The 16,894-nt window shown below is 37.2% G+C and carries 12 protein-coding genes; 5 read left to right on the top strand and 7 right to left on the bottom strand.

What is annotated here, in order from left to right; translation table 11 throughout:
- The 4 genes from nrfD to ACIQ0D_RS06590 form a co-directional block, all read right to left on the bottom strand.
- The coding region (nrfD, locus tag ACIQ0D_RS06605; RefSeq protein ID WP_395803956.1) for an NrfD/PsrC family molybdoenzyme membrane anchor subunit at window positions 1-1,196 on the bottom strand (1,196 nt) is incomplete at its 3' end.
- Window positions 1,197-1,217: 21 nt separating this feature from the next.
- Complete coding sequence (locus ACIQ0D_RS06600) at window positions 1,218-4,238, bottom strand: TAT-variant-translocated molybdopterin oxidoreductase (RefSeq protein ID WP_395803954.1); 3,021 nt, start codon at window positions 4,236-4,238, stop codon at window positions 1,218-1,220.
- Window positions 4,239-4,283: 45 nt separating this feature from the next.
- Window positions 4,284-5,555 (bottom strand): cytochrome c3 family protein, encoded by a 1,272-nt coding sequence (locus tag ACIQ0D_RS06595; protein WP_395803952.1) that lies wholly within the window; start codon window positions 5,553-5,555, stop codon window positions 4,284-4,286.
- A gap of 247 nt (window positions 5,556-5,802) precedes the next feature.
- Window positions 5,803-6,783 carry a deoxyhypusine synthase family protein gene (locus tag ACIQ0D_RS06590; RefSeq protein ID WP_291400250.1) on the bottom strand — a complete coding sequence of 327 codons (981 nt, stop codon included), beginning with the start codon at window positions 6,781-6,783 and terminating at the stop codon, window positions 5,803-5,805.
- A 217-nt stretch (window positions 6,784-7,000) separates the two neighbouring features.
- On the opposite strand from ACIQ0D_RS06590, the gene ACIQ0D_RS06585 reads away from it, so the two are divergent.
- The 3 genes from ACIQ0D_RS06585 (at window position 7,001) to ACIQ0D_RS06575 (ending at window position 11,095) form a co-directional block, all read left to right on the top strand.
- The gene (locus tag ACIQ0D_RS06585; protein WP_395803950.1) at window positions 7,001-8,146 is read left to right on the top strand and encodes a polymerase; all 1,146 of its coding nucleotides are present in this window, start codon (window positions 7,001-7,003) and stop codon (window positions 8,144-8,146) included.
- Between the two features lie 81 nt (window positions 8,147-8,227).
- Window positions 8,228-9,499 carry a serine hydrolase domain-containing protein gene (locus ACIQ0D_RS06580; RefSeq protein ID WP_395803948.1) on the top strand — a complete coding sequence of 424 codons (1,272 nt, stop codon included), beginning with the start codon at window positions 8,228-8,230 and terminating at the stop codon, window positions 9,497-9,499.
- A gap of 6 nt (window positions 9,500-9,505) precedes the next feature.
- On the top strand, window positions 9,506-11,095 hold the full coding sequence (locus ACIQ0D_RS06575; RefSeq protein WP_395803946.1) for an amidohydrolase family protein: 1,590 nt from the start codon (window positions 9,506-9,508) through the stop codon (window positions 11,093-11,095).
- Between the two features lie 35 nt (window positions 11,096-11,130).
- Here the strand turns inward: ACIQ0D_RS06575 and ACIQ0D_RS06570 are convergent, their stop codons facing one another.
- Window positions 11,131-11,916, bottom strand: coding sequence for an O-methyltransferase (locus tag ACIQ0D_RS06570; RefSeq protein ID WP_395803944.1), 786 nt, complete (start codon window positions 11,914-11,916; stop codon window positions 11,131-11,133).
- A gap of 129 nt (window positions 11,917-12,045) precedes the next feature.
- On the opposite strand from ACIQ0D_RS06570, the gene ACIQ0D_RS06565 reads away from it, so the two are divergent.
- The gene (locus ACIQ0D_RS06565) at window positions 12,046-12,933 is read left to right on the top strand and encodes a transglutaminase-like domain-containing protein (protein ID WP_395803942.1); all 888 of its coding nucleotides are present in this window, start codon (window positions 12,046-12,048) and stop codon (window positions 12,931-12,933) included.
- A 134-nt stretch (window positions 12,934-13,067) separates the two neighbouring features.
- On the opposite strand, the gene prfB is transcribed toward ACIQ0D_RS06565, so the two are convergent.
- Window positions 13,068-14,145 (bottom strand): peptide chain release factor 2 gene (prfB, locus tag ACIQ0D_RS06560; protein ID WP_395803940.1). Its coding sequence is split into 2 segments (ribosomal slippage): window positions 13,068-14,084 and window positions 14,086-14,145, totalling 1,077 coding nucleotides; the frame shifts between segments, so codons are not numbered across the junction.
- 180 nt (window positions 14,146-14,325) lie between these two features.
- Between prfB and pgi the strand changes: the two genes are divergently transcribed.
- Window positions 14,326-15,969, top strand: coding sequence for a glucose-6-phosphate isomerase (pgi, locus tag ACIQ0D_RS06555; RefSeq protein ID WP_395803938.1), 1,644 nt, complete (start codon window positions 14,326-14,328; stop codon window positions 15,967-15,969).
- A 42-nt stretch (window positions 15,970-16,011) separates the two neighbouring features.
- On the opposite strand, the gene ACIQ0D_RS06550 is transcribed toward pgi, so the two are convergent.
- The coding region (locus ACIQ0D_RS06550) for a glutaminyl-peptide cyclotransferase (protein WP_395803936.1) at window positions 16,012-16,894 on the bottom strand (883 nt) is incomplete at its 5' end.

Genomic DNA, 16,894 nt, shown 5'->3' with positions numbered 1-16,894 from the left:
TAATCGCGGTGTAATGAAGTTACGATAATTACAAAACGCTCGAACCACATACCAATATTCACAACAATTGATAATAACCATGAAAGAGCAATGCTAGTACGGACCTTTTTGAACCAGAAAAGTTGTGGTGAGATTACGTTACAAGTCATCATTATCCAATATGCCCAAGCATAGGGACCGCTAACTCTGTTCAAAAATGCATATTGCTCATACTCAACACCTGAATACCAAGCAATAAATAACTCCGTTAAGTATGCAACACCCACTATAGAACCAGTAAGAATAATAATCTTATTCATTGATTCAATATGGAACATGGTAATATAATTTTCAAAGTTCATTACCTTACGGGTAACCAATAACAAGGTTTGAACCATTGCAAATCCAGAGAAAATCGCACCAGCAACAAAGTATGGGGGGAAAATTGTGGTATGCCATCCCGGAATTACCGAAGTTGCAAAGTCCATAGATACAATAGTGTGTACCGAAAGTACCAATGGAGTAGAAACACCAGCAAGTATCAATGATACCAATTCAAAACGCTGCCAAGTCTTAACAGATCCATTCCATCCAAAAGATAGAATAGAGTAAACACGACGGCGAGTACCAATTGCACGGTCACGAATGGTAGCGATGTCAGGCAATAAACCTGTGTACCAGAAAACCAATGAAACCGAGAAATAAGTAGAGATCGCAAATACGTCCCATACCAGTGGTGAATTGAAGTTTACCCACAATGATCCATACTGATTTGGTAATGGAAGTGCCCAGTGGAATAACCAAGGACGACCCATATGGGAAATAATATATGATGCAGCGCAAATAACCGCAAAGATGGTCATAGCCTCTGCAGATCTGTTGATGGAATTTCGCCAATTTTGACGGAAAAGAAGTAGTACGGCAGAAATAAGTGTACCGGCGTGACCAATACCTACCCACCATACGAAACCTGTAATATCCCAGGCCCAACCTACAGTTTTATTTAATCCCCATTCTCCAATACCAAACCAAAAGGTCCAGCTAACGGAAAATACCCAAAGGCCTGCGCCCATGGCAGATACAATAAAGCCAATCCACCAGGCTTTATTTGGTTTGTTTTCTACGGGAACCAAAATATCTTCGGTGACCTTGGAATAGGTTATATTTTCACCGGTTACTAAGGGTTCTCTAAGTATAGACTCGTGATGAGATGACATATCTTTATTGAATTTCTTGTATTAAACCTCTACAGTATTTCTAACTTTTGTTTGATAACCAACGCCTGGTTTTACGTTGATTTCTTCAAGTACATAAAACGTACGCTCGCTCTTTAATGCTTTTGACACTTCAGATTCAGGATCATTACCATCACCGAAGATAATTGCATTAGTAGGACAAGTCTGCTGACAAGCAACTTTAATATCACCATCCTTCAGCTTACGCTTTTCTAACTTCGCATCAAGCTTACCAGCTTGAATCCTTTGAACGCACATTGAACATTTTTCCATTACACCTCGTGAACGAGTAGTAACATCTGGGTTCAACACAAGCTGTGTAAACTCATTGTTCATGTAATTATCAAAACGAGAATCATTCCAGTAGTTAAACCAATTGAAACGACGTACTTTATATGGACAGTTGTTCGCACAGTAACGAGTACCGATACAACGGTTATAAGCCATTTGATTTAAGCCCTCTGAAGAGTGTACTGTAGCTAAAACCGGACAAACAGTCTCGCAAGGAGCGTGATCACAATGCTGACACATCATTGGCTGATGTATAACGCTTACATTGTCAAGATTATCAAGCTCACTAATTTCTTCTTCTTTGGTAACCTTATTTCCACCATCATTAATTGCATAATAACGGTCGATACGAATCCAGTGCATTTCACGACGACGACGAACCTCATCACGTCCTACAACAGGAATATTATTTTCAGCATTACAAGCTACAACACAAGCACCACAACCGGTACATGCATTTAAGTCTATCGCCATCACCCAATTGTGCCCAGGTGTTTCAAATTCATTCCACAAGTCATATTTATTAACATGAGCGTGTCCTGTACCTGAAGTTGGATCTTTTAAGAAGTTTTTCAACGTTGTTTCACGAACAACATTTCTTCCTTCAATAGTATGGTGAGTTTGTGTTTGAGCAAGTTCATAAGTCCCAGATGCCTTACTAATACCAGCAGATACTGCCGTTTGCAAAGTTGCATTCACTAAACTTAAGAATGGATAAGCATTTTTACCAACTTCCGAACCAGCTTTTCCAGCCTTAGTTCTTCCGTAACCCAATGCTACAGAAACCGTTCCACTTGCCTGACCAGGCTGAAGTAATACCGGAAGAGTAATAGTATATTTATCTGTTTTAATTTCAACAAGATCTAGCTCAGCAATACCCAATTTTTCAGCAAATTTCGGGTTAATTGCAGCATAGTTATCCCAAGTTACTTTTGAAACTGGATCTGGTAGCTCTTGTAACCAAGGGTTATTCGCAGATTTACCGTCGCCAATAGCAACATTTTGATAAATATGAAGTTCAATTGCCTTATCTCCACCCTTAGCAAGATTATTGCTATTAGCAAGAATTGTTTGGACAACTGAATTTAAATCACGTGAGAATGAATAAGAGCCAGCTGTTCTAGCTGGAAGACTAACAGAACCTTTCTGTAATAATTCTTTCCAAGTAGTGCCTGATTGTGCAAGAACTGTTCTAGACCAGTTATTTTGGATATATTGATAATAATCAGTTACTGCATTATCAGACCAAATCAATAATCCTTGTTCTGCATTACGTGAATTATAAACAGGATTGATAGTTGGTTGAACAATAGTATAATAACCTTCTACTGGATTTGAATCGCCCCAAGATTCTAAATAATGATGATTTGGAGCAATTACCTGGCATAATGAAGCTGTTTCATCTTTACGATCAGCAAAAGAAACACGAAGCTTAACTTTGCTTAAAGCATCTGTAAACGCTTTAGAATCATTAAATTCATAAGCTGGATTACTATTCAAGAAGAATACTGCATCCACCTCACCACGACTCATTTCATTTACAAATTCTACAAACTCAGCATCATTACCAGCATATTGGTATGAAGGATTATCTAAATCAATAGTATTACCATAATTACCTAATAAGGCATTAATAGCATTTACTAAAATTTGAATAGAAACATCATTTGATCCACTCAAAACTAATGAAGCACCTTTTGCAGCTGATAATTCTTTTGCAGCTAAAGCAATCGCCTTTTCAGTATTCGGATTATTTGCCAATGGCTTAGAACCACTAACAGAACCACCAAGTGCAGCATATAAATTAAGAAGAGCAATTCCTTCTTCTGATGGCTTCAATGAAAGACGAGCGTCAGCATTTGAACCTGTTAAGCTCAATCCAGTTTCGAACTGAATGTGACGAGACATCTTTTTACCTTCTAAAGAGGCATTATTTCTTTTGGAAACGTACTGGCGACTAAACTCCAATGGAGAAATCCAAGTACCTAAGAAGTCTGCTCCGAAACTTACAATCAGATTAGCCTTATCAAAACGATATCTTGGAAGTACAGCCTTACCAAAGCTATTTTCGTTAGCCTTAATAATACCAGTATAAGAAACCGCATCAACTTGAATATGCTTTGTATTTGGATACTGGGAAGCAAAATCAGCGATTACAGCTTTAGTTGAGGGACTATTAACAGTAGAAGAAACAATTCGAATCTTTTTACCTGCATTTTTAGCCTTTAATAATTCTGCTTTTACAAAACTATCAACCTTAGTCCAATCAGCATCAACATCATTCAACACTGGGCCTTTAAGCTTTGAGGCATCATAAAGATCTAAGACAGAAGCCTGACCTTTTGCATCTAAACTACCCTGACTAAGGATACAATTAGGATTTCCTTCAATTTTAATCGGACGACCTTCACGTGTTTTCACAAGAACGCTATGTCCATTAAAAGTAGAAGAATAGTAATTAGGGATTCCAGGTACAACCTCTTCAGGTTTAACCAAATAAGGGATTGATTTATGAACAGGAACTTTCTGACATGCAGCAAGAGTTACAGCACCCAAACCAAATCCAAGGGCCTTTAAAAAATCACGTCGTGGAGCAACGGTACTTAAACCTGCCTCATTCAGAACTTCTTCCATAGGAAGTGATTCAGCGAACTCGTTTTTGCTTTTTTCAACAAAATCCTTTGTATTCTGCAGCTCTTCTAAACCCTTCCAGTATTTTTTATTGCTTTCCATTTAAGCTATATAAAGTATACGTATGTTATCTTAAAATTTATTAACTTAATAGTGACACTTGCTACATTCCAAACCACCTAAAACAGCAGCTGTAACTTTTTCACCCTTTTTTATTTTATCATGAGCGGCGATAAGTTTATCGTAGTAAGGATTGTCCTTATGATTCACTTCTGTCTCTCTATGGCAATTGATACACCATTTCATTGTTAGAGGAGCATATTGATAAACTTCCTCCATCGTTTGAATTGGTCCGTGACACTTTTGACACTCAATACCAGCTACAGAAACGTGCTGCGAGTGATTGAAGTAAGCCAAATCAGGCAAATTGTGTATTCTGATCCACTCTACAGGCTTAGTATTAGTCCCGTATTGCTTTGTATCTTCATTATAATCTAATGCCTGATAAATTTTCATAATTTCAGGTGAAGTCTTACCATCATATTTTTCTGAAGCCGTAACATAATTATGGCAGTTCATACAAACATTTAGCGAAGGAATACTTGCATTTTTTGAAGAAAATGCCCCTGAGTGACAATATTGACAATCGATTTTATTGATTCCCGCGTGTAATTGGTGAGAAAATTTAATTGGTTGAACTGGTTGATAACCAGTATGAACACCTACCTCCCACATGCTTTTCCAACCAGCAGAGCCTAGGAATACAACACATACCAAAACAATAAATAGGATAAACTTCTTGTTCTTAGTTAATTTTTTCAGTCTCGCAAGGCGATCTTTCGAAACTGGCTCTTCTTCAACTTCGATACCTTTCTTCTGAAGCATAACACGCTCCAAAGTCTGGATAACCTTGTTCAATACTAAAACAACTAAAAATGCGATAATGATTACTGCAAGGAGTCCGAATAACATGAAATTACTCACGCCCTCATCAGCGCCAGAACCTGAACCAGCACCTTGTGCTGCATTTGGATCAACCGCTGGCTTTGGATCGCCCACCTTCACATAAGCTAAGATGTTTTTAATATCATCGTCCGATAACTCGGTAAATGAAGACATCATTGCCGGCGAATACTCTCCTGCTTTTACAGCCTGCGCATCACCTGAAGCAATAAATGCAGGAGCATTCTTGATCCATTTAATTAACCAGGCTTCATCATACTTCGTGTCTATGCCTTTTAAGGCCGGACCAACTACCGCTTTTTCAATCCCGTGACAAGCGGTACACTTTTGTTTAAAAATCGCTGCACCAGCTGCCGCATCCTGTGCACTCGCCGAACTAACAGCTACCGAACTCAGGAAGGAAACCAAAATCAGTGATTTTGTAACACTTCTAAAAAACAATGAGATGCTTCTCATATTGCGTATTTAATGCTTAAAATTTGAAACGTATAATTAAAATATTGACGGCTTAACCCTATCAACATTTTCAGTTGACAAAAGTATAGTTTATTCATTTAACGGTGACATTTAGCTGACTAATTTTATCAATTTATAATCATTCTAAATTACTGCAAAAAACTAGCCCTGATCTATCAATTAGGCCTTTTTAAAAAATTAAATAATTTTTATTGCTCAAAGGCATTTGCAATTAATAATTGTAATACTATTGCTTTAAAACCCAAGCAAATATCAATGGTGCCACTATTGTTGCATCCGATTCTACAATAAATTTAGGAGTATCAATATCTAATTTACCCCAAGTAATTTTCTCATTTGGAACTGCACCCGAATAGGATCCGAAGGAAGTTGTTGAATCTGAAATCTGACAGAAATAACCCCAAAACGGAATATTTTCCATTTCCATATCTTGATAAAGCATTGGAACTACACAAATTGGAAAGTCGCCAGCAATACCACCACCAATCTGAAAAAATCCTACACCCTTACCCCCTGAATTGGCAATATACCAATCTGCAAGCCAGCCCATGTATTCAATTCCGCTCTTCATGGTTGATGCTTTTAACTCCTTTTTCATTACATAAGAAGCGAAAATATTTCCCATTGTTGAATCTTCCCAGCCTGGAACAACTATTGGCAAATTCTTTTCAGCAGCAGCTAACATCCATGAGTTCTTAGGATCAATCTCATAATACTGCTCCAAAACACCACTATTTAGCATTTTATACATAAACTCATGTGGAAAATAACGCTCACCAGCATCATCTGCATCCTTCCATAACTTATAAATATGCTTCTGTAATCTTCTAAAAGCCTCCTCTTCGGGGATACAGGTATCAGTTACACGGTTATAATGGTTTTCTAGAAGATCCCATTCATCCTGCGGACTTAAATCGCGATAATTAGGAACACGTTTATAATGTGAATGAGCCACCAAATTCATGATGTCTTCTTCCAGATTTGCACCTGTACATGAGATGATCGATACTTTATCTTGGCGAATCATCTCGGCAAGTGAAATACCCAATTCAGCCGTACTCATGGCACCAGCCAAGGTAATCATCATTTTACCGCCTTCATCCAAATAGCTTTCATAGCCCTTTGCAGCGTCTACTAAAGCAGCAGAATTAAAATGCAGGTAGTTTTTTTCTATAAACTGGGATATTGGCCCTCTTTGTACACTCATAATATCTTATTTAATCGCAAAAATAAATAAATCTAGCAGATGCACGAATGTTTTATCGGATGTAATGTTTTTGGATAAAACAATATTAAAAATAGAAAATTATTTAATTATAAAATTAATAATGTTCTTTATAATAAACAATTATTAAATATTTCCATTGATATCAAGACTTATCTTTAGCACAGTCTATCGAAAAAAGAATATCTTAGCAGTTTATATGACTAGATATTTACTCAAATCGATCTCAATTTTTATCTTAATCATCTCAATAAGCAGCAATGGCTTTTGTCAGATGAGGTTGATTAAAAAATTCTTATCAAACGATACAGATACAAGTCGCAAAAGTAGTTTTCTACCCCTGCCTGTGTTAACTTACGCGCAAGAAACCGGTGCCGAGATTGGTGCATTGAGTCTTTACTCCTTTTATACAGATCCTAAAGATAGCCTTAACCGTACCTCGCAAATTACTGGTGCGGCCACCTTCACGACTAAAAAACAGACAAATTTTCAACTAAAAGCGGATATTTGGTCGCCAAAAAATAAATTCCATTATACTGGAGAAATACGCTTTAAAAATTTTCCTTTTAACTTTTATGGACTTGGTAACAACACCTTAGCATCTAATGAAAACCCTTTAAACCAAAAATTGTTTAAATTAATTGGAGGTATTGAAAAGCAATTTGGTGAATCCCGCTATAGTGGATTTAACATAGCTTTTGAAAATTATGTATTCACAGATAAAAACATTGGTGGTATCCTAAGTAGCGATCCCAATATTTTTGATAAAGACGGCGGCAAATTACTTTTTTTAGGATTTACGCAAATATATGATAGCAGAAACTCCAATACTTATACTACCAAGGGAACCTTTGTAAGAGCGAATTATTCGTATGCACCCAATATTTTTGGAGGCGACAATTTTGTAGGTAGTCTTTTTAAAATAGATTTCCGAAATTTTCAATCCCTCAGTAAAAAAACAAGCTTTGGCTTAAACGCACACTTCCAATCACTAAACGGCGAAAACAGTCCCTTTTATTTATTACCACAATTAGGTAACGATGAAATGATGCGTGCTTATTATACTGGCCGTTACCGAGATGAGAACTTAATGGCTCTACAATCTGAAATCCGTTTTAGAATAAATCCACGCTTCGGAATAGTTGGCTTTGCCGGTACAGGTAATGTTTTTAAAAGGCGGGAATTTAGTCTCAGGGACTTTAAACCAAACCTAGGTGGCGGATTTAGATACTTTTTCGATATTGAAAAGGGATTAAGTATTAGAATGGATTATGGAATTGGCGAAAAAAATTTAGGTGAAAAAAGACAAAGTGGATTTTATTTAAGTCTAGGAGAAGCTTTTTAATAATTCCCTACATTTAATCCCTTGAAGATTTCTCAAAAAAATTTTCATTAAATCATTATTTATATATTTAAATAAAAAATCATGAAGAAGTTTGTTTTATTTTTCTTTCTGTTAGGCTTAGCAGTTTTTCAAAGCTCTGCACAAACAATTACGGATAATGGTAGCGAAGCAGCTGGCTTTTCAGGCGAGCGCTTAAAACGCATGGACATTGCCATGAATGATTGGGTAGAAAAAGGCTACATGAATGGCGGTGCTGCTTTAATTATTCGAGATGGAAAAATTGCTTACCACAAAGCGATCGGATATAATGATTTAGACACAAAAGAGCCATTACAAAAGGATGGAATATTTAGAATCGCATCTCAAACCAAAGCAATCACTAGCGTAGCTATTATGATACTTTTTGATGAGGGAAAATTATTATTGACTGATCCAGTTTCACAATACATTCCATCATTCAAAAAACAAAGTGTTTTAGTTAAATTTAATCCGGCAGATACAAGTTATACCACCGTTCCAGCTAGCAGAGAGGTAACAATAAAAGATTTATTAACGCATACATCCGGATTGGGATATGCCCAAATTGGATCAAAGGAGGCAAATGCCATTTATGCAAAACATGATATCACAGCGGGTTTAGGAGTAAAAAATAAAACGCTCCTTGAAGCCATGACAAAATTAGGTGAATTACCTTTAATGCATCAGCCGGGAGAAAAATTCACCTACGGACTAAACAACGATGTTTTAGGATGTGTGGTTGAAATAATTTCAGGAATGAGTTTAGATGAGTTCTTCAAAACTCGAATTTTTGAACCTCTGGGAATGAAAGATACCTATTTTAATATCCCAACTTCCAAAGCAAAGAGATTGGTTAACCTATACACTGAAAAATCTCCCAGTGTATTGGTAAAAGCCGATGCAGGAATGTTAAACAGTGCAGCCGCATCAAATTATCCATTGGTGCCACATACTTACTATTCGGGTGGCGCGGGACTAAGCTCTACTTTATACGACTATAGTATATTTTTACAGATGCTTCTTAATAATGGAGAATACAATGGGAAGCGCATTCTAGGTAAAAATACCGTAAGAATGATGATTACCAACCAAATTGATGATATCAATTATGGAGGCAATAAATTTGGATTAGGATTTCAACTCATTACCGAGAAAACGAGCGGTCAAACTCCCGCCCAAGTGGGCACATTTAATTGGGGAGGTGCCTTTGCTACCTCCTATTGGGTTGATCCAAAGGAAAAGATTGTGATGCTTTTTTACCGTCAATTACAAGCACGATCTAGAAATGATGTAGTAGAAAAATTTAGAGCTTTAACCTATCAGGCAATCAATTAAAATAAAATGAAAAAGTCAATTTTATCAGCAGCAGTTTTAATCTTAAGTAGCCATTTTCTTTATGGCCAAATTAGTGCCGACCTATTAATCCGTAATGGGAAAATTATCGATGGAACAGGAAATTCTTGGTACCATGGTGATGTGGCAGTAAAGGATGGGAAAATTATTAAAATAGGATATATTGCTGATATTCAAGCTAAAAAATCCATTGACGCAAAAGGTTTAATTGTAGCACCAGGCTTTATTGACGTTCACGGACATATTGAGGGCGGAATAATTAATACTCCAACCGCTAACAACTATATTTTTGATGGAGTTACAACCGTAATTACAGGTAATTGTGGAGGTTCTGCAGATAATATCGCAAACTTTTTCCAAGAAATCAATAAAACAAAGCCTTCGATTAACGTAGCTACCCTTTTTGGGCATAATACCGTTCGTTCACAAGTCATGAAGCGTGACAATAGAACTCCTACGGCATCAGAACAAAAGCAAATGGAAAGCTTAGTTGAACAGGCTATGAAGCAAGGCGCTGTGGGTTTATCTACGGGACTAATTTACATCCCTGGAACATTCGCCAAAACAGAGGAAGTAAGTGCATTAGCAAGGTCTGCAGCCAAATACAAGGGGGTTTATGCTTCTCATATTCGAAATGAAGAAAATAGTGCAGTAGACGCGGTAAATGAAGCTATTAACATAGGAAAAGAGGCTAACATTCCCGTGCAGATTTCTCATTTTAAAATTGGGGGAAAAACCAATTGGGGGAAATCAGATATCACGCTTGGATTAGTAAAACAAGCTCGTGAAGAAGGCTGGGATGTTACTATCGATCAATATCCATACACAGCAAGTAGCACCAATTTAGGTATTCGACTTCCAGATTGGGCATTTGCAGGCGGTAACGACTCATTAAAAATCAGATTAAATAATCCAACAATTAGGGCTCAAATAAAAAAGGAAATGCTAGCGCAATTAGCGAGCTATAAATTCCCCAATTATAGCTATGCCGTGGTTGCTAATTATCCATCAGATACTAGTTTGAATGGAAAAAACATCTCCGAAATCAATAAGTTATTGGGCAGAAAAGCTAAAGCTAAATTTGAAGCTGAAACCGTTATGGATATGGTTGAAAAAGGTGGAGCCCAAATGGTTTATAATAGCATGAATGAGGTGGATGTTATAAATATCATGAAGTATCCATTCAGCATGTTTGGTGCTGATGCCGGTGTACCTGTCCCGGGTCGCGGAATGCCACATCCACGTGGTTATGGTACCAATGCCAGAGTTTTAGGTAAATATGTACGTGATGAAAAAGTTATCACCATGGAAGATGCTATACGTAGGATGAGCTCACTAGCTGCACAGAAATTCGGACTAAGCGATAGAGGTTTATTGCTACCAAACTATGCGGCAGATATCGTTATTTTTAGCGAAGCAGATGTGAATGATAAGGCAACTTTCCAAAAACCACATGCTTATTCCACTGGATTCAAATATGTTCTTGTTAATGGGGAGCTTGTTGTTGAAAATGAAAAACATCTAGGCACAAGAAGCGGAAAAGCACTTTACGGACAGGGTTATTCGAAATCGGAATAACAATACTTAAATATAATAACGTATTGTTTTATCTTTTAGTATCGAATAATAAAATCTTCTTTGGCCTGGCCTTTCCGAACAAATATGAGTCCGATCCAAAATAAATCAATGCTCACACTTACTTCGGGATGCGCTTTTATTTGCGCCCAGGCTTCTTTCATGCCTTTGCTCCAATAGATATCATCGAAAATCATGATCGAATTTTGGCTAAGTTTTGGCAGGCACCATTCAAAATAATTAAGTGTTGCATCCTTGCGATGATTCCCGTCCACATACACAAAATCCAGTTCTTCACTGTTTTTTAGAAGATCAGGGAGGATATTATCAAAATTACCCGTCAATAATTCAGTGTTTTGAATTTGGAGCTTATCTAAATTTTCGCGTGCAATGGCAGCAGTAGCAGGGCAGCCTTCAATCGTAATTACTTTAGCATTGGGGGCAGCCTTTGCCAAATAGGATGTAGTAATTCCTAAACAAGTACCCAGTTCAATAGTGGTACGAGGCTTGATGTCTGCTGCTAAACGATAGATTAATTGTGCTAGAGAGGGAGATTTTAGAGCATTTTTTGCCAAAATACGGACTTGCTTTTTAGTGTTTTTATTGAGCATAGATCCGGCGCCAAGGTCGGTAATGTGTATCCAGCGATCATCTTTTAGTAGGTCCGCACGCATTTTTTCAATCTCCACATAATCATTTTTGGCATGAAAATCGTAGATCACTTCATCTACAAGTCGGTAAACAAAAGGGGAATGAACTCCATGCCGAGTTTTACTTTTTAGACGGTGTTTTATAAAATCCAGTACAGTCAGTAGGTTTATCATCGAAACAAATATAAGTGTCTCTTGTATATTAAAAAGGAGAAATTTAGGAAATAGAAAATGATAAACAGTAGGCTAAGTGAATAAGAGCCTTGATTGAAGCTAATAAATTTTCCTAAATTTACATGGATTATGATGAATGAGAAGGAAGTTGAATCTTTAATAAAATTGCTAGATGATCCGGATACCGAAATATCCAATCATGTAGAAGATAAGCTTTTATCTTATGGAAATGAAGTAATTGGCATTTTAGAGTGTGCATGGTCTCAATCTTTGGATGTCAGTCTACAAGAAAGAATAGAAAATCTAGTCCATAAAATTCAATTTAGCAATGTTAAGCGTGATTTAGAGCTCTGGTATATTTCAGGGGCGTTCGACCTTTTGCAGGGAATGTTGATTATTAATAAATATCAATATCCAGAATTGGATGAACAAAAAATCATCAATCAGCTAGAAGATATTAAAAGAGATATCTGGATGCAGCTTCTATATGAGATGAGTGCAGTTGAAAAAGTCAAAATCATCAATCATGTACTGTACACCAATTATGGTTTTCGAGGCAATACTAGCAACCATTTAGATCCACAAAACTCCTACTTAAGTCAGGTACTTGAAAGCAAGAAAGGCAATCAAATCCTTTTAGCAGTAATTTATTCCATCATTGCTCAAAAGTTAGACATTCCGATTTATGGAGTTAACCTTCCGCAACACTTCATACTCGCCTATGTTGATGAATCCTTAGAAAATCACATTAACAATACAGGAAACGACTTTGAAAACCGCATCTTGTTTTATATAAATGCCTTTAACAAAGGTTTTATATTCGGCAGAAAAGATGTGGATGCCTTTTTAAAGCAACTAAATTTGAAGCCAGTAAATCACTTCTACGAGCCATGTAGCCATGTTGAAATTATACAACGTGTGCTTAGAAACTTGATTAGTGCTTATGAGAAACTCTCAGAAGTCGAAAAAGTTGAAGAGCTGCGGGAAATGTTAGGGATATTCCCTGAACCGAGGTGAAATTAGATGGGAGACGTGAGATATGAGACGTGAGATATGAGACGTGAGATATGAGACGTGAGATATGAGACGTGAGATGAATTGTCTCAAATCTAGTATCTCAAATCTCATATCTCACGTCTCACATCTGCCCCCTAAAACTCCATCAAATACGCCTTCAAGAACTCATCCAAATCACCATCTAGCACAGCTTGCGCATTAGATGTTTCATGATTTGTACGAAGGTCTTTCACCAGTTTATAAGGATGCAGCACATAATTCCTAATCTGCGAGCCCCACTCAATCTTTTTCTTATTACCTTCAATCGTTGCGGATGCTTCCTGCCTTTTGCGCATCTCAATCTCATAAAGCTGTGATTTCAATAAACGAATGGCATTCTCCTTATTTTGTAGCTGAGAGCGTGATTCCTGATTTTTTATAATGATGCCCGATGGTTTATGATGTAAACGTACAGCAGTTTCCACCTTATTTACATTCTGACCACCTGCACCGCCAGAGCGGAAGGTCTCAAATTCGATATCAGCAGGATTAACATAAATTTCAATGGTTTCGTCTACCAAAGGGTACACATACACAGAGGCAAATGATGTATGACGCTTGGCATTAGAATCAAAAGGTGAAATTCGAACCAAGCGGTGAACTCCATTTTCTCCTTTTAAATATCCATAGGCGAAATTGCCTTCAAGTTGAATGGTAACAGTCTTAATACCAGCTACATCGCCTTCCTGATAATCTTGCTCAGTAACTTTAAAGCCATGCTTTTCACCCCACATCACATACATTCTCAATAGCATAGAAGCCCAATCGCAACTTTCCGTCCCGCCCGCACCAGCAGTAATTTGCATCACCGCATTTAACTGATCCTCTTCCGAGCTAAGCATATTTTTAAACTCAAGCTCTTCCACTTTTTTAATGGTGATTTCGTATTGCTCCTTAAGTTCTACTTCGCTGGCATCCCCCGACTGGAAAAAATCAAGCATAACGCTAGCATCCTCCACAGAAGATTCCGCGAGCTGAAACTCATCGGTCCATTTTTTCTTGCTATTTATTGAGTGTAACGCTTTTTCGGCCTCCTTTGGGTCATCCCAAAAATCGGGCCTCAGGGCAATATCCTGTTCATTTTTGAGATCATCTAACTTCTTGTCGATGTCAAAGATGCCTCCTCAGAGACGTTATTCTGTCTCTTAAATCCTGGACGTTTTCTTTTGTCATAATGCAAAAATACTAAAAAATTAATATCTCAAATAAGGCCTATCGAAATATGCGTATTTCAATATCAATGTCTTGATATTCTATGTTTACAGATTATACATTTATATAAATTAATTCAGATTAAGAGATTTAAAGCCTAATTTTGTTTTATTCGATTTGATCTTTAATCTTATTCAAACTATGCATTCACGCAAAACATTTACTTCAACTGATTCATTTAAAGCACTTACAAACCATTATGAGCTTTTAAAAAAGGAAAATATCAAATCTCTTTTTCAGGATACTCAAAGGTTTGAAAACTTTTCAATCATGTTTGGAGACATTTTGCTGGATTATTCCAAAAATCAGATTAATTCTACCACGCACCAACTTTTAGTGAATTTAGCTGAAGAATGTGAGTTGAAATCGGCTATTGAAGCGATGTTTAATGGCGAGAGAATCAATGAGACTGAAAATAGAGCGGTTTTACATACAGCATTGCGCAAGCCACAAAATCAGGGTTTTATACTCGAAGGAAAAGATATTCTAGTGGATATTCATCGTGTTTTAAACAAGATGGAAGGTTTTTCGGAGCGCCTTATTAGTGGGCAATGGAAAGGTTATACCGGAAAAGCAATCACAGATATTGTAAATATCGGAATTGGCGGATCAGATTTAGGTCCCGTAATGGTTACCGAATCCCTAAAAGCATATAGCAATCATATTAAATTGCATTTTGTATCCAATGTAGATGGATCTCATATTGTGGAAACACTCAAAGGGCTTAATCCTGAAACGACCCTATTTATGATTGCCTCCAAAACCTTTACCACGCAAGAAACTATGGCCAATGCCTTCTCTGCGCGCGATTGGTTCTTAAAAAGTGATGCAAAAGAGCAGGACGTAGCGAAGCATTTTGTAGCTATTTCTACCAATGAACAGGGTGTTGCAAAATTTGGAATCGATACCGAAAATATGTTTGAATTTTGGGATTGGGTAGGTGGTCGTTACTCCTTGTGGAGTGCCATCGGACTAAGTATTTGCTGCGCGATAGGATTTAAGAATTTTAAAGATTTATTGGCTGGAGCAAATGCTGCAGATGAACATTTTAGAACGGCAGATTTCAAACAAAATATTCCTGTAATACTAGCCCTTTTGGGGATTTGGTACACTAATTTCTTCGGCGCTGAAAGTCAGGCAATTTTGCCATACGACCAATACATGCATCGCTTTGCAGCTTATTTCCAGCAGGGCGACATGGAAAGTAATGGCAAATCTACCGACCGCAATGGAAATCCTGTAGATTATCAAACTGGTCCGGTAATTTGGGGCGAACCCGGGACCAATGGTCAACATGCTTTTTATCAATTGATACATCAGGGAACCAAATTAATTCCATGCGATTTTATTGCACCGGCACAAAGCCATAATCCCATCGGGAAGCATCATCAATTATTATTATCTAACTTCTTCGCACAAACGGAGGCTTTAATGAATGGAAAGAGCCGTGAAGAGGTAGAATCAGAGCTAAAAGCTTCCGGATTGAGTGCTGAAGAGATTGAAAAACTGGCTCCATTTAAGGTTTTTGAGGGTAATAGGCCAACAAATTCCATTTTAGTTAAAAAAATAACTCCATATACGCTAGGTTCGCTTATCGCGATTTACGAACATAAAATCTTTGTTCAAGGAATTATATGGAATATTTTTAGCTTCGACCAATGGGGTGTGGAGTTAGGTAAACAACTCGCAGGACGCATTTTACCTGAGCTAGAAGACGATAAAGCTGTTATTGGTCATGATGCTTCAACTAATGGATTAATCAATCAATACAAGGCTTGGAGATAAGATTTTAGGAATAGGATTGTTGGAATTAGATTTTCAACAATCTTACTCTTTACTTAATTTTATCTGAAATAACTTATCCCACTTCTTACCCGTAACGAATAAGCGTTTGCCTTTGCTATCCCAAGCAATACCATTGAGTACAAAACCATCAAAATCTTTCATCTTGCGAATTGAATCGGGATAGAGATTAGTTAAATCTACCTCTGCCTTTACTTGTCCAGTATTAGGATCAATAATTACTATCCGATTAGAGGCATAAATATTGGCATAAATCATTCCATCAATAAACTCAAGTTCGTTCAGCTCATTTACTGGGCCGTTATGATCATACACCTCAATAGCACGCTCCTGCATATAACTATCCTTGTTTAAAACATAAATTGAATTGGTACCATCAGTGCTGTAAATCACTTTACCATCATTGCATAAACCCCAACCCTCACGTTGATATTGAACAGGAAATTGACGAATTAATTTGAGTGAATTGAGCTCAAACTCCAGATTAAGCGCATTGCGATAGGTTAGCATGAATATTTTATCACCCACAATGGTTAAACCTTCGGCAAAAATTTCATCACTTATTTTAGTGAGCTGCAAAACCTTACCTGAAGAAATTTCAGTCTTTCTGATACTCGATTCACCGGTCAATCCGTCACTTTCGTATAAAAATCCCTTATGAAATTCTAAACCTTGGGTATATGAACTCGTGTCATGATTGAATGTCGCCTGTACATCATACTTCATTTTTTGTGGAACAAGCGTTGATTTTACAACAATATTGGTACTAATTTCTTCCGGATCACCATTCCCACGATAAACTTTAGCATCAATCGTTTTTATACCCAATGAAAGTTTAGCCGTTGACAGCTTAAGAGCTGAATCACCTTTTGAGTTTCCTAGTTTAATGCCATCCACAAAAAAGACA

The sequence above is a fragment of the Daejeonella sp. genome (genome assembly GCF_044342615.1).
Lineage (GTDB): Bacteria > Bacteroidota > Bacteroidia > Sphingobacteriales > Sphingobacteriaceae > Daejeonella.
The sequence above is the reverse complement of the archived record's forward strand: the minus strand, read 5'-3'. Positions and strand labels throughout refer to the sequence as shown.

Coding starts and splice junctions, on each gene's coding strand:
- ACIQ0D_RS06575 (WP_395803946.1), top strand. CDS start 9,506: ATGAAAAAGTCAATTTTATCAGCAGCAGTTTTAATCTTAAGTAGCCAT.
- pgi (WP_395803938.1), top strand. CDS start 14,326: ATGCATTCACGCAAAACATTTACTTCAACTGATTCATTTAAAGCACTT.
- ACIQ0D_RS06565 (WP_395803942.1), top strand. CDS start 12,046: ATGATGAATGAGAAGGAAGTTGAATCTTTAATAAAATTGCTAGATGAT.
- ACIQ0D_RS06590 (WP_291400250.1), bottom strand. CDS start 6,783: ATGAGTGTACAAAGAGGGCCAATATCCCAGTTTATAGAAAAAAACTAC.
- ACIQ0D_RS06595 (WP_395803952.1), bottom strand. CDS start 5,555: ATGAGAAGCATCTCATTGTTTTTTAGAAGTGTTACAAAATCACTGATT.
- ACIQ0D_RS06600 (WP_395803954.1), bottom strand. CDS start 4,238: ATGGAAAGCAATAAAAAATACTGGAAGGGTTTAGAAGAGCTGCAGAAT.
- ACIQ0D_RS06580 (WP_395803948.1), top strand. CDS start 8,228: ATGAAGAAGTTTGTTTTATTTTTCTTTCTGTTAGGCTTAGCAGTTTTT.
- ACIQ0D_RS06585 (WP_395803950.1), top strand. CDS start 7,001: ATGACTAGATATTTACTCAAATCGATCTCAATTTTTATCTTAATCATC.
- ACIQ0D_RS06570 (WP_395803944.1), bottom strand. CDS start 11,916: ATGATAAACCTACTGACTGTACTGGATTTTATAAAACACCGTCTAAAA.